Source organism: Levilactobacillus sp. HBUAS70063 (genome assembly GCF_038374745.1).
Lineage (GTDB): Bacteria > Bacillota > Bacilli > Lactobacillales > Lactobacillaceae > Levilactobacillus.
Genome location: NZ_JBANSM010000002.1, coordinates 185704 through 202450, shown reverse-complemented (window position 1 = coordinate 202450; position 16747 = coordinate 185704). Strand labels below are relative to the sequence as shown.

Genomic DNA, 16747 nt, shown 5'->3' with positions numbered 1-16747 from the left:
CGTCCCTAATGACGGTGACGCTTAATGATTCCACTCGCTTCCCTTTTTTTGCCGCAAATAACGGGCATCCTGGCCCACCACGTGCTTGGCCGACCGCGCCTCCGTCGTGAAGGTCGCCGTGTTCCACACGCCGGGCAGTGACATGGAGTTAATCACCCCCACCAAGCGAATCCAGGAAACGAAGAAGTTGTACAGCGGCAGTGACCAGACGACCCACCGAATGCTGTGATAGAATTTTTGTTCGTCCGGAAACTTCTGGAGTAGGCGCCCCACACTAACGTAGTTGACCAGCGACACGAAGACGTACAGCAGGTAAATGACGACGTAGGACAATCCCAAAACCACCGGCGAATACCGGAAGAATAGCAGGACGACGCTGGCGAACATCCAAATCATCTTCGGAAAAACGAAGGTGTGGTCAATCATCATCCGCCGAACCAGAAAGTTGTTGAAGAAGTTTCCCAGCGTCGCGTTGTGCTGCATGTATTCTTTGGAAACTTCCAACTCGCCGCGCATCCACCGTTGCCGCTGCTTGTAGAGTTGTTCCAAGCTTTCCAACGGTTCGATGTAGAAGATGGCATCGGCACACAACATGACCTTTTGCTTGAGGCGTTGCCGCACCTGAAACGTCATATCGGTATCCTCGCCAACGGTGTCCGTGTTGTACATAAACGTATCGACCAGCGTGGATTTGCGAAAGGCCGAGAACGCCCCGGACATGGTGAATAACTCGTTTTTATTGGATTCAATCGTTCGCCCGGAGAGAAAGGCCTGCGCATATTCAAAGTATTCGGTCTTCTGTAGAAAACGTAGCCAGCGTTTGGGCGTTTGTTTAATCTGATGCCGCTGCGTCAGGATGGTTCCAGTCAACGCAGCGAGGTCGATATCGTTTTCGAAGTGTAACACCATATTCATCAGGGCGTTTTTTTCCAATACCCCATCACTATCGATATTAATGATGTAGGTGCCGATACACTGGTAAATCGCCCCGTTTAAGGCTTTGGCCTTGCCCTGAGCCGTCCGCATCAGCTGGAGATTCAGGTCAAAGTGGTTCTGCGCTCTGGCGTAGGCACCGAAGCTATCATCGGTACTCTGGTTATCCGCCAACACAATCTGCATGTTTCGGTTGGGATACGTGGAATCGTTGATCGATTGCAGGCAGGCAAAGAGGGTCTCCTCGGAATTGTAGACCGGCACAATGACTGAAATAAAAGGTAGTTTGGCCGGCGCCTCTAATTGCCGCAGGTGCCGACTTTGCCGCATCAGGTGTAGGGCCGAGATTAACGAGGGGATGATTTCAACCACGATGGGAATCAGCGCCCAGGTAATCCAGAATCCCATTTGTGTTAAGGTTAAATTAATCAAGTAATTCACGATGACTTACCTCTCGAAAAGTGACGTTTGAAGTTCGTATACAGGCTTTGCGACAGTTCAGAATACGTGAAAACGTTGTAGTACAGCATGATGACCAGAACGTAAAAGACAATCCGGCCTAGAAGCGTGTGCGCGGTAAAATACCAGCTGGCCCCGCCAAAGTAGACCAACGTGACCACCAGCATGAGGCGAATGACGTTGGCCACGTAAATCCACAGCGCCCCCATGACCAGGTAGAACATCTTCTCCTGCCGACTATAGGTTGGGAAAAAGGCCAACAAGCCCACAAAGGCCGTGGTCTCGATAATCCCGGAACACTCGTAGTCAATCGACATGGTTACCGGATTCTGGCCGTTGCCAATATACACGATGCCGTATTTAACGAAGACCCGACACCAGTGCGTCCAGTCCCCCAGCGTCGAAACGCCGTTAATCACCAGGTGCGTCATGAACCACACCCAGTAAGGATTGCCCAACGCGATGAGGATAAAGAACAGGCCGACACTTCCCACGATAAAGTAATACGCGGAAAGGTGGGCCCGTTTTAGGACTGAAATCACATAGAGCCACCCCAACATGCCGAATAACAGGTAGCTACTCATCTAAGCCTGCCTCTGCTTCTTGGCTTTTGCTCTGGTCCGAGTGAACGTGACCACGCTACCCAGGGCAACGATTAGCCCCACGCCGGCAAGAACGACCGGGCCGGTGGAGCCGCCCGTTGCCGTTAACGTTTGCGACCCTAAATTATCGTTCTTCATCGTAATGGTCTGCGAACCACCAGCAACCTTGAGTTCACTCAGTGGAATCTTCGCCTCCATGATATCGTTGTGACCGTTGGCCGTCTTGAAGCGGTGGACCTTCATCGTGGCTTGGCTGAGATCGCCGCTACCACCATTGTCACTGTTCCACGCGTTGACTGTCCCATCGACCGTGGCGCCATCGGTCAGAGTGCCGGTCGTCTTAAAGGTCACGTAGAACGTCTTACTCCCGACCTTCAATACGTAGCCGGACGGTTGCAGCGTACTATAGCCGCCCCCGTGTTCCGGCGACATGTTTAGGTAGAAATAAATATTGTTGTCATCGGCCAATAACGCGACCTTCTTAATATTGTAGTCGTCCCAACTCTCCTTAACCGTGGTCATGGGCTTATCGGACCAATCGTCAAAGTTGCCATCGATCGAGATGTTGTACTTATTCGCCGCTGAATCGTTGCTGGCCGCATGGACGGGCGTGGCTAGTCCCCCCCACAACAGCGTGACGATCAGGGCCGTCATCATTAACATGACTCTTCGCACAGTAAGACCTCCTCAACTTTTAACGCCGGATTAATCCCCGATTACACGGCTTTACGCACTTATTTCGGCTGTAAAATCGTTTAATCTATCGGTTAGTCCTTTAGTCGCCTTCATTGTAGTCACTTTCTGGTGAAAGTTCTACTGATTTTCCATCATAAACGATAAAGTGTGATAAGCCCCGCACTTTTTTCAAAAAGACGAATACAAAAGCGGCTTAACACCGACTAAAGCAAGACCACAACCGGTTGCGCAATGGGTCTAACTTCTTACACCACTTTTCGCCGACGTCGGGCCACCTTCATGACCCCAACGAGGGCAATGCTAAACCCGGCGGCCACCAGAATGACCCCACCGGTACTTCCACCGGTCGTGGTCAACGTCTTACCGCCAAAGGCACTGTCACTGCTGGTCAGTGAAATGTTCTGACTCGAAGTGGCCACCACGCCCAGTCCGGACAGGGGCACTCGCATCTCGACGATTTCATAATTACCGTGGCTATCCTTGGGCCGCGAGATTGTGGCCGATCCGCCGCTAACGACGTCGCCATTCGCGCTGACGGTTACGGACTTAGTCTTACCGGCCCCCAGACCTTGGGCCTTGCCCAAAGTGAGTGTAAACGACTTACTCCCCACCTTGAGCGTATAACTGTCGGGCAACCAGACGGCACCGTGCTTGCTGTCGTTCGGGTTCGTATTCATGTAGAGATAAACGGCACTGTCATCGGCGATCAGCGAAGCCTTCTCATCATTAGCCAGCGTGGTCATGGGCTTATCGTCCCAGTCGCTGAAGTCGCCATCAATGCTGATATTCAGCTTACTACTCGTCGTTGTCGCGGCCTGAGCGGACGTTGACGCGGTCCCCAGCCAAACGAGGCTAAAACAAACTACCAACAGCCAAACTATTCGATGCATACGCAATCTCCTCCAATCACCACCGCTAGACCGATCGTACACGGGCTTAATGATTTTGATAGAACGATGGTTGTTCTTAGCATACACCGATTATTCGTCAAAAATACCCCCTACTCGACCAATATGTGCAAAGTTTTAAGTTGGCTTTAAGCTTCAGAATTGACGGTTTTTTGGCAGCAACGCTACTCGTAGCTGGTCGCCTTACCGTTCGTCAAATATGGGTGAGAACGCGGTGGGCAGAATACCGGCGTTGCGAGAAACTAAAAGGCAGGCTCATTTCGGGTCTGCCTTCGCTAAAATACTATTGCGGTTGTTCCTGATCGTTGTAATACTGCGGCGCCGGTGCCACGATGGGATGGGCCTGTAGCCAAGCCACAATTTGGTGACCGAGGTCTTCTCCCATGGGAGCGGAGGCGGCAATCTGGGCCTTGGTAATCTGATTGACGTGAATGCCGGCCGTCACCGTGCAACTGCCGGGCAAGACCGGTTGAACCACCTTGGCGACCCGCTCACCAACAAAATTATCTTTGTGAAACCGGCCATCGTGGCTGGGATACTTGATGGTTTGGAGTGCCGTGTCCTTGGTGAGGGTGGTGACGTCACCGATATGGGGATTGCTTCCACCGGTAACCACGATCAACAAGTCCTTGCCAATCACCGTCACCGTCGCGGAAATCGTGTAATTTTCCCGGGTAACACTGAATTTAGGCATCCTAATCCCCCTCCCAACGTTTCGCCGTCTGTTCGTGAATGCCAAATGCATCTAACACCTTCATGGTCTGGTGATCGACCAAGTCTTGAATGGTCTGCGGATGATTGTAGAAGGCCGGAATGGGCGGAATAATCTGGGCCCCCAATCGGGCTAATTTCGTCAGATTCTCCAGGTGAATCACGCTTAACGGCGTCTCACGGGGGACAATGACCAGTTTGCGCTGTTCCTTAATCGTCACGTCCGCGGCCCGGGCGACCAGATTCTCACCGAACCCGTACGCGATACTGGCAACCGTCTTCATGCTGGCCGGGACAATGACCATCCCAGCGTTCAGAAACGACCCGCTGGCAATCGCGGCACCCTGGTCGCGGTCGCTGTAGACCACATCGACCAACGCCTTAATCTGATCCAACGTATAATCCGTCTCCAACGCTAAATTTTTCTTCGCCCAGGCACTCATCACCAAGTGGGTCTCGACGTCCGGCAACGCCTGTAACTTCTTTAACAGGTCAATCGCGTAAATCGTTCCGGACGCGCCGGTGACCCCAATCACAATCTTCTTCATCCGCCATCAATCCTTTACTTTAAATACTTCTGCCAATCCGGAACCTTCATGAACTGGGCCCGGACAAACTGATCCTTCATATCGTACGGTACGGTCCCGTCAATCACGAGTTTCGAGGACATCCCCCGGGTCCGAATCGACTTAGGGTCATAGCCCGGTCGTTCGGAAGGATCCAGCGGATGATTGCGCATGCCCGGCAAGACCATCAAGTCCTGGTCCGCCTGGAAGCGCGTATTGACGGTCCACATCACATCATTCATATCAAAAATATCCACGTCTTCGTCGACCAAAATGACCGTCTTCAATTCCTTAAAGGCCGAGAACGCCAACAGCGCGGCCTGACGTTGAATCCCTTCGTCAGCCTCGTCCTCTTTGTGAATCTGCATGATGGTCATGAGCTTGCCCCCACCTGCAGGCGGATTGTAGACGTTCAGTACCTTGCCCGGAATCGCCCGGTTGGTCAGCTCTAAAATGCTGGCTTCGGTCGGAATGCCGGCCATGCTGACGTGTTCCTCGGACGGTCCGATCACGCTTTGCATGATGGGGTGCTCCCGGTGCGTGACGGCCGTCACCTTGATGACCTGAACGGCCGGGTTGGCATCGCCATCGTAGCCGGGAAATTCGGGCATAGCCTTCCCGGTATGGGTGTTAATGTCTTCTTGCATCCGTTCGTTGGGCATGATGTACCCTTCCAAGGTAAATTCGGACCGGGCGATCGCCTTTTCGTCCACGGTCACTGCCGGGGTCAGGCCCACGGCTTCCTGGCGAATCGCGCCGGCTACCCCGAGTTCGTTGTAGCCCAGCGGCGTGGTTGGCGGCTCAAAGGTACACCCAATGGTAATCGCCGGATCCAAACCAATGTTAATCGTCACGGGCATCGGTTCGTTGGCCGCCTCGTACTCCTTGGCAAATGCGCCGATGTGCCGACCACCGGGCATGATGTAGATGCCCAACGTGTCCTTATCTTCCAAAACCATCCGGTGAATGGTGACATCACTCATAGTCTTGGCCTTGTTGGACCCCAGCACCACGCCCACGGTGATGTAGGGGCCGGCATCCTCCGGCGTATTGGTCGGCGCGGCCACTAATTGACGAATATCGAAATCCGGGTCGGTGGCCTTGTGCACGACCTCGTGGGCCGGCGCATCATCGACCATTACCGGTGGTACGGGATGTTCCACGGCATCGTTTAGGAATTGGCCGAGGGTTTGATAGTCGTGGTGAAACATCAAGCCCACGCGCTTGCGACTCGCCATCAACCCCGTCAGGACCCGCGTATCCGGAAAGCCGGTGACGGTATTAAACATCATCGCCGGGCCTTCCTGCGTAGGCCGTTCAACGGTTCCGCCCGCACCAATGTAGCGGTAGACGCCAGAGAGTTCGGCGTCGGGATCGACCGCCACATCGGTTTCGTGGTACTGGCCGGGATGCGTCTTGAGCTCGGCGAGGACTTTGCGTAAATCATAAGGTTCAGTTGTCATCTGATGACCTCCTATTTGTTATTGACACCGTTTATCTTAGGGGATGAATCGCTTGCAAACAAATCTAGTTTCGACTAACGTTATGCTTAATAGGAATAAGACAACCGAACACTGTCCGAATGGCTGCCTTGTCGTTCGCAAATAGGAGAAACGCGGCGGGCGGACTGGAAGCCTGCCTTCTAGGCTGTGCCCCCACAGTCAAACAACGCCCGACAACAGAAAGGTGGAATTTCCGTGACCCTTGAGGATTTTTACAGCTTTATCGTGCTTTACCAGATTCGTAACATTTCGGACGCGGCTGTTGAACTGAATATTACCCAGTCCGCTCTGTCCAAACGGCTACGCAATATGCAGCAGGAGTTGGATACACGCCTGATTTCCACCCGCAACAAGCGTCAATTAACCATCACAGAGAGTGGCGAGGTTTTCTTTCGTTATGCCCAGACCATCACCGCCCAGTACGACCTGATGCGTGCCGAACTGCGGGACTACCGCGCGTTACGTCGCGGCACCCTGCACATCGGTAGCGTCCCCATCATGGCACAGTACGGATTGACCCAGAAGATGAGCGGCTTCATGCACGACTATCCGCAGATCAATATTCGTCTAGAGGAGCTGCAGGGGGCCGACCTCCTGAAGGCCTTGCAGAATCAGGCCTTTGATCTGGGAATCTTGCGGGACGTGCAGAGTCAGCAGCTCAATAAGTCCCAATTTGAGACCCGTGACCTGGATACCGATGAGTTGCGGGTCGTCCTGGCCGCCGATCACCCGCTCGCCCAACGGACCAGCATCGCCATCGCCGATCTCCAGGACCAGGACGTGGTGACCTTGAATCCGGGGTCTGGTGTCTACGAGAAGGTCGGGCGCCTCTTCCAACAAGCCGGCGTCACGCCCAATATCCGCTTTACCACGCCGCACATCGAAACGCTGCTGGGCATGGTCGCCCACACCTAGCGGGTCACCTTCCTGTTTGCCAAGGCCGCCGCGCCCTTCCTGACGCCGGCCTACGTGACGCGACCCTTCACCCAGCCGCTGATTAGCCACCTACAGCTGGTCTATCCGCGCGGCAGTTTGAGTCAAGCGGCCCAACGCTTCATCAGCTATTTAAAATGACGCCCCTACTTATTACTAATGTTTTTAACACCGATTTGGTTGCACGTTGACCCACGACTTAGGAGGAACTTAAGAAATGACCACCCTACTGATCTTACGCGGCATCAACGGCGGATCCTACCACCACGTCCCTATGGCGGCCTTGCGCGAATACTTGACGAAAGCGGGATTCACGCGAGTCAGTTCGTACGCAACGAGTGGCAATTTACTATTTGAAAGTTCACTCACCCCGGTCGCCTGTAAGCAACGCGTGGCGGACACTCTGGCCACTTACTTCGACTTTCCCATCAATTTTGGCATCTTTGACGGCGCCACGATTCTGTCGGAAATGCAGGCCGCGCCCGACTGGTGGAATGGTCAGGGGCACCGCCAGCACATGTGCCTGTTCAAGCTCACACCGGCAATTGACCTGGACGGCTGGCTTTGCGAGCGACTGACACCGCTCGACCACGTTGCCACCACGGCTCATCTGATTTTCTGGACGGTCGATACCCCGGGAGACTTCCGCCATTCCGCGTACGGTCGGGTCTTCGGCACCCCATTTTATCGGCAAACCAGTACTCGGAGTTACCGCACGTCGCACAAGCTAGCGCAACTTCTGCGGGAACGCGAGGACTAGGCATGCTATAATCGAGAGGACATTTGTACGAAACTAATTTCAACGACTTATTGGAGGTTGCACATGATTAGAAACGTGGTTCATGATCCCACCCAGCTTAGTACCAAGGCCCAGCTGGCGACGAAGCTGGATGCGCCCATCGTGACGGATTTACTCGACACGCTCAAGGCTAACAGCGAGAATTGTGTGGGGATGGCGGCCAACATGATTGGCCAAAACAAGCGCATCATCGTGGTCGACATGGGCATCATGCCGGTGGCGATGATTAATCCAACGATCACTAAAAAAGCCGGCGCCTTTCAGACGCAGGAGGGCTGCCTTTCGTTGACCGGCGAGCGCCCCACGATCCGCTACCGCACGATTGACGTGAACTTTCTCAATCAGAGTTTCCAGCGCCAACACCAGACCTTCACCGGCTTTGTGGCCCAGATTATTCAGCACGAGGTCGACCACTGTGAAGGCATCGTGATTTAACTTAAGGAGGTGCCAAGCCATGACGGAAGAAAAAAATGTTAGCGGGTAAGTTCTATGATCCCTCTGACCCTAAGCTCTAGGAACGGAATCTACAGCCGCATGCTGACGGCTCCCTCTTCAATATCGAATACGACAAACCAATTAAGATTGGGGATAATTGCTGGTTCGGTAGCAACGTGACCGTCATCGGTGGCGTCACGATTGGTAGTGGCTGTGTGATTGGTGCGGGGTCCGTGGTCACGCGAGATATCCCGGCTAATTCGTTGGCCGTGGGGAACCCCTGCCGCGTGGTACGCGAGATCACCGAGGCCGATTCGATTAAGTACAAGTCAGAAATTCAATAACTAACGTAAAAATCGCGCATCTGCGACCGGCTAACTGGTACTGGAATGCGCGATTATTTTATTTCTTTTTTCGCCACAACTGGTAGATCCCCCAGCCAATCAGGCCCAGGTCGAACAACATGAGTAGGCCCCAAAGCCACAGATAATCCGTTAGTAGGGGCGAATGCTGGGTGTGTAGCAGGTCGCCCGTCATGCCCAGGACAATAACGGCATTGACGAGCAGACCAATGCGCTTGGCCCAGAGACGTTTCGCAAACGCCGTGGCAATCACGACGAACAGAATCACCACAACACCCAACACATCGGGACTGTGCCAACTAAAGTCCAGACCCAGGCTGCTGGTCGATGAAGGTACTAGCGACATCACCAACAGAAAATACAAGCTGCCCAGACCACTCAACAGGGGCACGTAGCCGTAAAGTTTTTGCACGTTCATCGCCTCTCTCCGCTACTCGCTCACCTTGTACAATAGGGGCTTCGCGGGGAAAAGTAAACCGAAACGCTGGAGTTGCGGCAGTGAATGATGGTCCAAGATAACCGTCAGGCAGTCTTAGACGAGGGTCACCAACCTCCCATCATTTAGAGTTGGATGCCCATCAAGAGCAAGACCTGTTTACACATCGACTTCACACTCGAGATTCGCCGCGGTAAGGTATTGCCACTGATTTGACTCTGGGCGGGAACGTCTTTCATCTCTTGACGAATGACGTCCGCCAACTCCGTCACGGCTAACTTCTGCTTGTCTAAAAGTGCCTTTAGGATGACTCTGGAGCTCAAATGCGCCGCCATCGACTGAATTAGAATTTTATTTTTCCCGGCTATGCCGGCCGCGTTAAACGACTTTCCCTTTTCGGTTAGCACAATCTTACCCTGAGATAAGCGATCGATAAAGCCAAAGTAACCCAACCACCCTAAGTAATAGTTATACTGACGACGATCGTATTTAAACGTATCGACAAAGGCCTCCGCCCCACTTCTCGCGACCTGTTCATCGTTCACCACCACGGTGGCACTGGACTCACCGAGAAAGTCTAGATAGTCCAACGCCACCTGTAAATTATTGGCCTGAAGGAAGCTGACGGGCTTGCCATCCGTATAGGTCGGATAGTGGGGCATTAGGTCCGTTTGGGCAATCAATGTCCTGGCCTGTCTAACCGCCTCATCGCTGTTGTACTTGGCCTTGGCCGCCGCACCGTCGATCGTGAAGATATTCTGCGGGTTATCAGACAGTCTGAACTTATACTGGTGTTGTAACGTGATTGAATTCATATTATTTAAATCCGTGAAGCGATACACCGTAAAAATATAAACATCCTTGGTTTTCACAAAATAGCAGACGTAAGTATCCTTGTGCTGTTGCAGCTTTTCCATCGTCTGTTCGATTAATAATCGTGGAATAAATAACTGACGAATATTAAAGTCCTTGGGAAATTTCATCTTGCTCTCAACCACGATCACCGTCTTATTGGACTCGTAGACACCATCAATTTCCGCCTGCCAAGTCTCAATGCGTAACGGTATCGGCCGATCCTTAGCCACCGTATTATTAATATTAAAGCGAACATCATGCACATTGTTCTTACCGCTCAGCGTGCTGACCACCTCACGGTTCTGCGGGTTCAAATCATGAAAAATGTACGTCAGCATCTTGGTAATTTCGGCCACCGTTTGGGCATTGGGTTCCGTGGTCACACTAGTGAAGTCTAAACTGGCCATTTTCATGGGACTGGCCATCGGAATGACCGGCACCGCCATATTGACTAACGGATAGTACATATTAAAGGGGGCGATTCGGTATTGATTGCCCCCAATTGGCATAATTTGCAATCTATATTCCTTGAAAATATTCGGCAAGTCCGTCGAAAAATCAAATTTCAAAATATTCCGATTATCTGGCGCCTTTTCTCCAGGGTACTGCTCACGCCACTTCTTGGCAATCTCACTGTCACGCATCATCTTATTCACGTCCAGGTCATAGTACCCGGCTTCTTCAACGTGGCGCACGATGTCATAGGCCGCAAACAAAATTCCCCAGGCCTTACTGGGCTTATTATTTCTCTTATCATAACTTTCCAACTTATGTCGCTTTAACGTCACCATTTTTTCCACAGCCATCTTCCCCCTTGAACTTTATGTATATCCTGCGTGATTAAAATAAACATCCGTTCGACTGACAAGCCCTTCCCGGAGAACTTATACTGTTTTTACGTCCAGTTAAATTCCCCAGGAGGTGCCCCGTGATTCAACCTTACTACCGAAATAATCTCGTTCAATTGTACACCGGCGACGCCCTGCAACTGCTCAAGAGTATGGCGACTGAAAGCATCGACGTCATTGTTGCCGATCCGCCCTATTTCCTTTCAAACGGCGGTTTTACCAACCGCGGCGGTCAGAAAGTGCCGGTCAACAAAGGCGACTGGGATCAGGTCACCGAAAAATACCAGACTTCTGAGGAGTTCAACGCCACCTTCCTAAATGAAGCGCGCCGTGTCCTCAAACGTAACGGAACAATTTGGACTTTCGGCAGTCTTCACAACATTTATGAGGTCGGTTATCTGCTGAAGAAATTCGGCTACCACATTCTAAACAACGTGACCTGGCAGAAGTTAAATCCGCCACCTAATTTGAGCTGCCGGATGTTTACCCACTCGACCGAAACGATCATTTGGGCGCGTAAGTATCCTAAAGTCCCGCACTTTTTTAATTATAACTTGATGCGCCGTTATAATCACGGCAAGCAAATGAAAGACGTCTGGTCCACACCGGTCATTCAACAAAATGAGCGCCGGTTTGGCCGGCACCCCACCCAAAAACCGCTCAGCATCATTACCCGGATGATTGAGGCCTCAACGACCCCAGAGATGACGATTCTCGATCCCTTTGTGGGTAGTGGCACCACGGCCGTCGCCTGCCAATCCTTACAGCGACACTGCATCGGCATCGACATTTCTCCCGACTATCTAGCCATTGCCCAGCGGCGGTTGGTGAATCAGCTCACCCCATAAATGCCTAGAATCTAGTTGGCAGACGTTTTAGCCCTAAAAAAATCCCGCTCGAAAATCAAGCTTAGGTGCTAGCTGCTTCGAACGGGAAACGCGATTCATTTAATTCCTAAAAATGGCCAACCGCTTCGTCTACCGGGTTAACTTCTACAGTCGAAATGCTAGGCTTCGATCGTCGGTAGCTCACGGTAGTCATAGTTCATGATTAACACTTCGTCTACTTTACCGCGACCCTTGGCATTCGAATTTATCGCCCGTGTCGCGCGAACAATCTGCGTCGTGTCGTGGTAATCGGCATACAACTCATGAATAAAATCGACCGAAGAGTTGGATAGCATGACGTAAACCCCACGTTCATCGAGCGCCTTAAAAGTCGCGTATAGCCGCCGTTGATCGTCGTCGTTAAACCCATTTAACGTATAGCCCACAAAGCTCGACTTGTCATCCACTACAGGGGCGTACGGCGGATCGAAGTACACGAAGTCACCACGCTTGGCATCCGCTACCGCCGCGGCAAAGTCGCCGTTCAGAATCTGCGTGTTACTGTCCCTTAGATACTGACTGACCGCCCGTAGCACCGCTTCGTTGACGATCGCCGGATGTTTATACCGGCCATACGGAACGTTGATCTGATTTTTCTTATTAACCCGATACAAGCCATTAAAACCGGTTTTATTCAGGTAAATAAACCGGGCCGCCAGTTCAACGGGTGTTTTCTGATTAATCATCTCGGAACGATCCCAACTTCTTAACGCATAATAGTACTCACTGGAGTTATGGGCCTCGTGTTCCTTCAACAGTCCAATCAACTCATCAACGTGATCTCTCACGACTTGGTAAGTATTAACCAAACTAGAATTAAAATCATTAATAATTGTTTTCTTATTCTGCAGCGCTAAGAACACCGCGCCCCCACCCACGAAGGGTTCGTAATAATCATTAAAACCAGTGGGCAGGTACTTCTTTATTTCCGGAAGGAGCTGTCTTTTACCTCCAGCCCACTTTAAGAACGGCCGTACCAATGCATCGTTGCTTCGTTTTTCCATCAAATCACACTTTCAGTAGATGAACTCAGTTCGCTGTGAGAACACGAGTTCCCCACGCTGGTCTCCCTTAAATGTTATCGAAATTGCCATTCTAAGTCAACGTCTTAATTGAATCCGTCACAAAAACGCCAAGGTCACCTCACGTCCCTTGACGCCTCTAACACCAGTCTTTTGCTCTTAAACCAGTGTTGTCTCTTCAGATTTTGATAATTCCAACGCCAATCGCAGGTTCAGACTGGTTTGTGGATTCTTAACGGATTGCCCCAGAATCTTCTCACACTGTTTAATCCGGTATTTAATCGTGTTTCGATGGAGATAGAGCGTATTGGCCGTCTTGGTAATCTCACAATTGAAGTCCAAATAGAACTGCAGCGTCTTCCGTAAGTCGATGACGGCGGGATCTTCCGGATAAGCCAGGTCCTTTAAGACCTTTTCACAGTAATAGTGAATATCCTCATCATTCGTCCCATCGAACAAGCCAATTAACCCCTTCGGATGATAGTAATTCATGGTATCGGGATTCTCCCGCTGTTTGACTTCTTCCAGCGCGGATTTAGCTTCGATGTAGGAATTCGAAATGTCTTCAATCTTCTCATACGGATTACCGAATGAAAAGCTTAGATTGATGTCCAGCGCCGTCCTCAACTCCTTAACCAAGCCCTTCACCGTCCGCTCGAAGCCAACTTCCTTAGATTGGAATAACAGGGCGATGTCATTACTATTCTTGACCTTAAAGGCCACTACATCACGAATCTTAAGCGGTAACTGTTCCTGTAACCAACTGTTCGCGACTTCGGATTCTTCTTTACGATAAAAGATTTGATTGCGAATATTCTCATTGGGCACACAATGCACCAACGCCATTCGGTAATAGTCGCTATGAACCAGCCCGTAGTTATCCCCCAAGTCAATCCAGTCGCGGTTATCCTCTTGCGTCGTCTTGGCCTTAATGAGTTGCGATAGGAAGTCACTCTTCATCAGATCGAAGAATTCTTGCACCTTGCGATTCTTATAGAGAATAAAGGTTAGCACCAGTACCGCCTGTTCAATCGCAAACTCAGAGATGGGATACGGAATCTGTTCGGGCTTCAAGATCAACAGGTAATACGGGAAGTAATTGGCCACTTTGACCGGGTAGCCCAAGATTTGAATCTTTTGACCACGAATATCGTCGATCATCAAGGTACTCTTGTCCTCATTGATTTGACGGTAATCTTGCATACTTAGTTGTTCCGCATAAAAGGAGGCCGGATGATCCGACTCCGAAAAGTATTGTGAGTTCCCAATCACCTTGTGCCAGGGATTTAATAGGATCACTGGGGTATTGATAATCTTGCCGAGTTCGGCGATGAACCGACCATTACTGACATCGTGCATGAGTAGGTTCGAGAAGCTCTTCTGAATATCTAACGCGTATGTGAGTTGTTCCGTCTTGGTGTCCCATAAGTAGCTTTGCATCTGGTACAGTAGCCCCCCTAGCGGCTGACTACTCGGCACCTTGATCAAAGGCAGATCAATTTCCGTCGCGTATTTTATAATCGCCGGATCGATCTTATCAATGAAGCGGCCGACCTTAATGCCCAGCGCCGTCACGTGGCGTTGCTTTAACGACGCTAAGAATGGTTTCAACTTCTCCTGTCCATTCCGAAAGACCATGGCCGTGGTCAAGATAATGACGTGTTCCGGAATAAAATTCGCCACATCGGGGGTTTCGGTAATTTCGACGCTTTCCACGACGCGGTCCATCTCTTTATGGGTCGAGAGGACTTCTAAGTCTGAAAAGCGCGGTAAGTTCAGTAACTCTTTGAGTGTGCTCACTTTAGTTAGCCTCCTTAAATAAAAGTTAGCGCTTTCATTCCCTAATTAAAACATATTTAGCTAAAATAGACAAACACCATTAATTTATGGTGCAGAGTATGCAATGAATTTCTTGTGAATCTCCTTATAATTATCATTGTAAGCGTTTACATATACGGTGAAATTGGAGGACTTATCATGGACAAAGTTACAGAAAAATCAGGTATGGCCTATTGGAAGAAGATTGTCATCTTACTCTGTGCCGGCTGGATTACCATTTGGATTTACCGTTCTGCCCTTGCGCCGGTCTACCCCCAAATCCGCTCATCACTTGGCGGTGGGGTGTCCGACACCGCACTAGGGTCCATCTCTAGTTTTTATTTCTTAGGTTACGTTATTATGCAGATTCCCGCGGGATTCTTAGTCGATAAGATTGGGAAAAAACGCGTCCTGATTCCTGGATTTATTCTATTTGCCATCGCCGCCCTGATCGTGGCTTTGGCAAGTTCCATTCAGATGATTTACGTTGGGTCTGTCTTAGCCGGACTCGGGTGTGGTTCCTTCTACGGTTCCGCTTATTCCTTGACCTCGCAAAACATCCCCGCCGACAAAAAGAGTTTCTCAACGGCCATCGTTAATAGTGGTTCCGCCGTTGGTTCCGGTCTAGGGATGATCCTCTCTAGCTTCCTGGTTGCCCAACAAGGCCTGCCTTGGCAAACCATGATGTACATCACCATCGTCATGATTATCTGCATGGTCATCGCATTTCAAGCTATTATTAAGAGCAACAAGGACGATATCGTTAACATTCAAGCTGCCGAAGCCGCCGCTAAGGCCGCTGAAGCCGAAGCACCCAAGGTTAAAGAGAAGGTTTCCTTAGGGACGCTCTTCCAACCCAAAATGCTTTTCGCCTATATTCTGTACTTTGCGACCTGCTACGCCTACTACATGATTGTGACCTGGTTGCCTAACTTCTTAGCCACCGAACGGGGATTCCACGGTGCCGCCATCGGGTTCTCATCGTCATTGGTCGCCTTCGCTTCGATTCCCGGCGCCCTCTTCTTCAGTAAGCTGGCCGATAAATACTTAAACAAGAAGATTCAGTTTATCGTGGTTCTGGAATTGCTTTCCGCCGCTATGTTGCTACTGACCGTCCAGGCGACCAGCTCAGCATTCCTACTGACCGCCCTGATCCTCTACGGATTCTTAGGCAAGCTGGCCGTAGAACCCATCATCATCTCTTGGCTGGGTGAAAATGCCCCCGCCGTTGGTGTTGGGACGACGCTTGGGGTCTTCAACTTCTTCGGTATGATGTCCTCAATCATTGCACCTGCCCTGACTGGGAGTATCTCCGATGCCACGGGTTCCAAGGTCCTGGGCTTCTACATCGCCATCATTCTACTGGCCGTCGGGACAATTCTATTCTTACTGGCTAACTTGCGTAAGAAGCAGGCTCAGGCCTAAGTCTACCGTAAGTTCTTCATTAACCCGATTGCTAGTGCACCATCACAAAACGATTGATGTTCACCCAAGCACCCCTAGTCGTTGCCACTCACTGCCAGATTGTTCTAACGATCGTGGGTGGTCACGACTAGGGGTGCTTAGATGCCTACTTGTCTGAACTGGAGGTCCTCAGTGTGCTCAAAAAGCTCAGTTACATCTTCATCTTTGCCTGCTGCGGTAGTCTCTTACGGCTTGGCCTGACGGCAATGACCAGCCACCACCTGACCACCATCCTGCTCATCAATGTCGTGGGATCCTTTCTCCTCGCCTTTATCTCGAAAACCCTTCCCACGCTAATTCGCCTCTCAGAGGCCGCCATGGCCGGTTTAACCGTGGGCCTCGTTGGGAGCTTCACCACCTTTTCCACGTTCTCCATGGACGTTGTCCACCTCCTCCAGCAGGGGGCCATGGGGTTGGCCCTAACTTACTGGTTAGCCAGTCTCCTATTGGGCTGCAGTGCCGCCGTCCTCGGCTTTCGCTCTAGTTCCCGAATCACCGAAAGGGCGTGACG

At 51.1% G+C, this 16747-nt stretch carries 17 protein-coding genes and 1 pseudogene; 7 read left to right on the top strand and 11 right to left on the bottom strand.

The genetic code is table 11. The features are described 5' to 3' along the window. Positions 1-21 precede the first annotated feature (21 nt). The 7 genes from V8I28_RS03850 to V8I28_RS03820 form a co-directional block, all read right to left on the bottom strand. A complete protein-coding gene (locus tag V8I28_RS03850) occupies positions 22-1374 on the bottom strand; it encodes a TIGR03111 family XrtG-associated glycosyltransferase (RefSeq protein WP_341778803.1) in 1353 nt (450 codons plus the stop codon). Next, positions 1371-1976, bottom strand: a complete 606-nt coding sequence (gene xrtG, locus V8I28_RS03845) for an exosortase family protein XrtG (protein ID WP_341778802.1) — start codon at positions 1974-1976, stop codon at positions 1371-1373. The genes V8I28_RS03850 and xrtG overlap by 4 nt, the downstream gene beginning before the upstream one ends. Continuing rightward, positions 1977-2669: a Firmicu-CTERM sorting domain-containing protein gene (locus tag V8I28_RS03840; RefSeq protein ID WP_341778801.1), complete on the bottom strand. Its 693-nt coding sequence runs from the start codon at positions 2667-2669 to the stop codon at positions 1977-1979. It lies immediately after the preceding gene. A gap of 266 nt (positions 2670-2935) precedes the next feature. Next, positions 2936-3580 carry a Firmicu-CTERM sorting domain-containing protein gene (locus V8I28_RS03835; RefSeq protein WP_341778800.1) on the bottom strand — a complete coding sequence of 215 codons (645 nt, stop codon included), beginning with the start codon at positions 3578-3580 and terminating at the stop codon, positions 2936-2938. Between the two features lie 301 nt (positions 3581-3881). Next, on the bottom strand, positions 3882-4292 hold the full coding sequence (gene lpdD / locus V8I28_RS03830) for a prenylated flavin chaperone LpdD (protein ID WP_341778799.1): 411 nt from the start codon (positions 4290-4292) through the stop codon (positions 3882-3884). 1 nt (position 4293) lies between these two features. Beyond that, complete coding sequence (locus V8I28_RS03825) at positions 4294-4857, bottom strand: UbiX family flavin prenyltransferase (protein ID WP_341778798.1); 564 nt, start codon at positions 4855-4857, stop codon at positions 4294-4296. A 14-nt stretch (positions 4858-4871) separates the two neighbouring features. After that, entirely contained in the window at positions 4872-6338 is a 1467-nt protein-coding gene (locus V8I28_RS03820) for a UbiD family decarboxylase (RefSeq protein WP_341778797.1), read from the bottom strand. A 234-nt stretch (positions 6339-6572) separates the two neighbouring features. On the opposite strand from V8I28_RS03820, the gene V8I28_RS03815 reads away from it, so the two are divergent. From V8I28_RS03815 to V8I28_RS03800, 4 genes and pseudogenes are all read left to right on the top strand, one after another. Beyond that, positions 6573-7292, top strand: a complete 720-nt coding sequence (locus V8I28_RS03815) for a LysR family transcriptional regulator (RefSeq protein WP_341778796.1) — start codon at positions 6573-6575, stop codon at positions 7290-7292. Between the two features lie 235 nt (positions 7293-7527). Then, complete coding sequence (locus V8I28_RS03810; RefSeq protein ID WP_341778795.1) at positions 7528-8070, top strand: DUF1697 domain-containing protein; 543 nt, start codon at positions 7528-7530, stop codon at positions 8068-8070. Between the two features lie 63 nt (positions 8071-8133). Continuing rightward, positions 8134-8544, top strand: coding sequence for a peptide deformylase (locus tag V8I28_RS03805; protein ID WP_341778794.1), 411 nt, complete (start codon positions 8134-8136; stop codon positions 8542-8544). Positions 8545-8699: 155 nt separating this feature from the next. Next, positions 8700-8888 (top strand): annotated as a pseudogene (locus V8I28_RS03800) (DapH/DapD/GlmU-related protein); the annotation flags it as partial. 58 nt (positions 8889-8946) lie between these two features. On the opposite strand, the gene V8I28_RS03795 reads toward V8I28_RS03800, so the two are convergent. Both V8I28_RS03795 and V8I28_RS03790 read right to left on the bottom strand, forming a co-directional pair. Continuing rightward, entirely contained in the window at positions 8947-9318 is a 372-nt protein-coding gene (locus tag V8I28_RS03795; RefSeq protein WP_341778793.1) for a hypothetical protein, read from the bottom strand. A 149-nt stretch (positions 9319-9467) separates the two neighbouring features. Next, positions 9468-10988, bottom strand: coding sequence for a type II restriction enzyme (locus tag V8I28_RS03790; protein ID WP_445928179.1), 1521 nt, complete (start codon positions 10986-10988; stop codon positions 9468-9470). Positions 10989-11128: 140 nt separating this feature from the next. Here V8I28_RS03790 and V8I28_RS03785 point away from each other — a divergent pair, with 140 nt between their 5' ends. After that, positions 11129-11893, top strand: coding sequence for a DNA-methyltransferase (locus V8I28_RS03785; RefSeq protein WP_445928178.1), 765 nt, complete (start codon positions 11129-11131; stop codon positions 11891-11893). 158 nt (positions 11894-12051) lie between these two features. On the opposite strand, the gene V8I28_RS03780 is transcribed toward V8I28_RS03785, so the two are convergent. Together V8I28_RS03780 and V8I28_RS03775 are read right to left on the bottom strand one after the other, a co-directional pair. Further along, entirely contained in the window at positions 12052-12936 is an 885-nt protein-coding gene (locus V8I28_RS03780) for a DNA adenine methylase (RefSeq protein WP_341778790.1), read from the bottom strand. Positions 12937-13113: 177 nt separating this feature from the next. Next, complete coding sequence (locus V8I28_RS03775; protein ID WP_341778789.1) at positions 13114-14754, bottom strand: PucR family transcriptional regulator; 1641 nt, start codon at positions 14752-14754, stop codon at positions 13114-13116. A 177-nt stretch (positions 14755-14931) separates the two neighbouring features. Between V8I28_RS03775 and V8I28_RS03770 the strand changes: the two genes are divergently transcribed. Together V8I28_RS03770 and V8I28_RS03765 are read left to right on the top strand one after the other, a co-directional pair. Continuing rightward, on the top strand, positions 14932-16197 hold the full coding sequence (locus tag V8I28_RS03770) for an MFS transporter (RefSeq protein WP_341778788.1): 1266 nt from the start codon (positions 14932-14934) through the stop codon (positions 16195-16197). Between the two features lie 173 nt (positions 16198-16370). Next, positions 16371-16745: a fluoride efflux transporter FluC gene (locus V8I28_RS03765; protein WP_341778787.1), complete on the top strand. Its 375-nt coding sequence runs from the start codon at positions 16371-16373 to the stop codon at positions 16743-16745. Positions 16746-16747 lie beyond the last annotated feature (2 nt).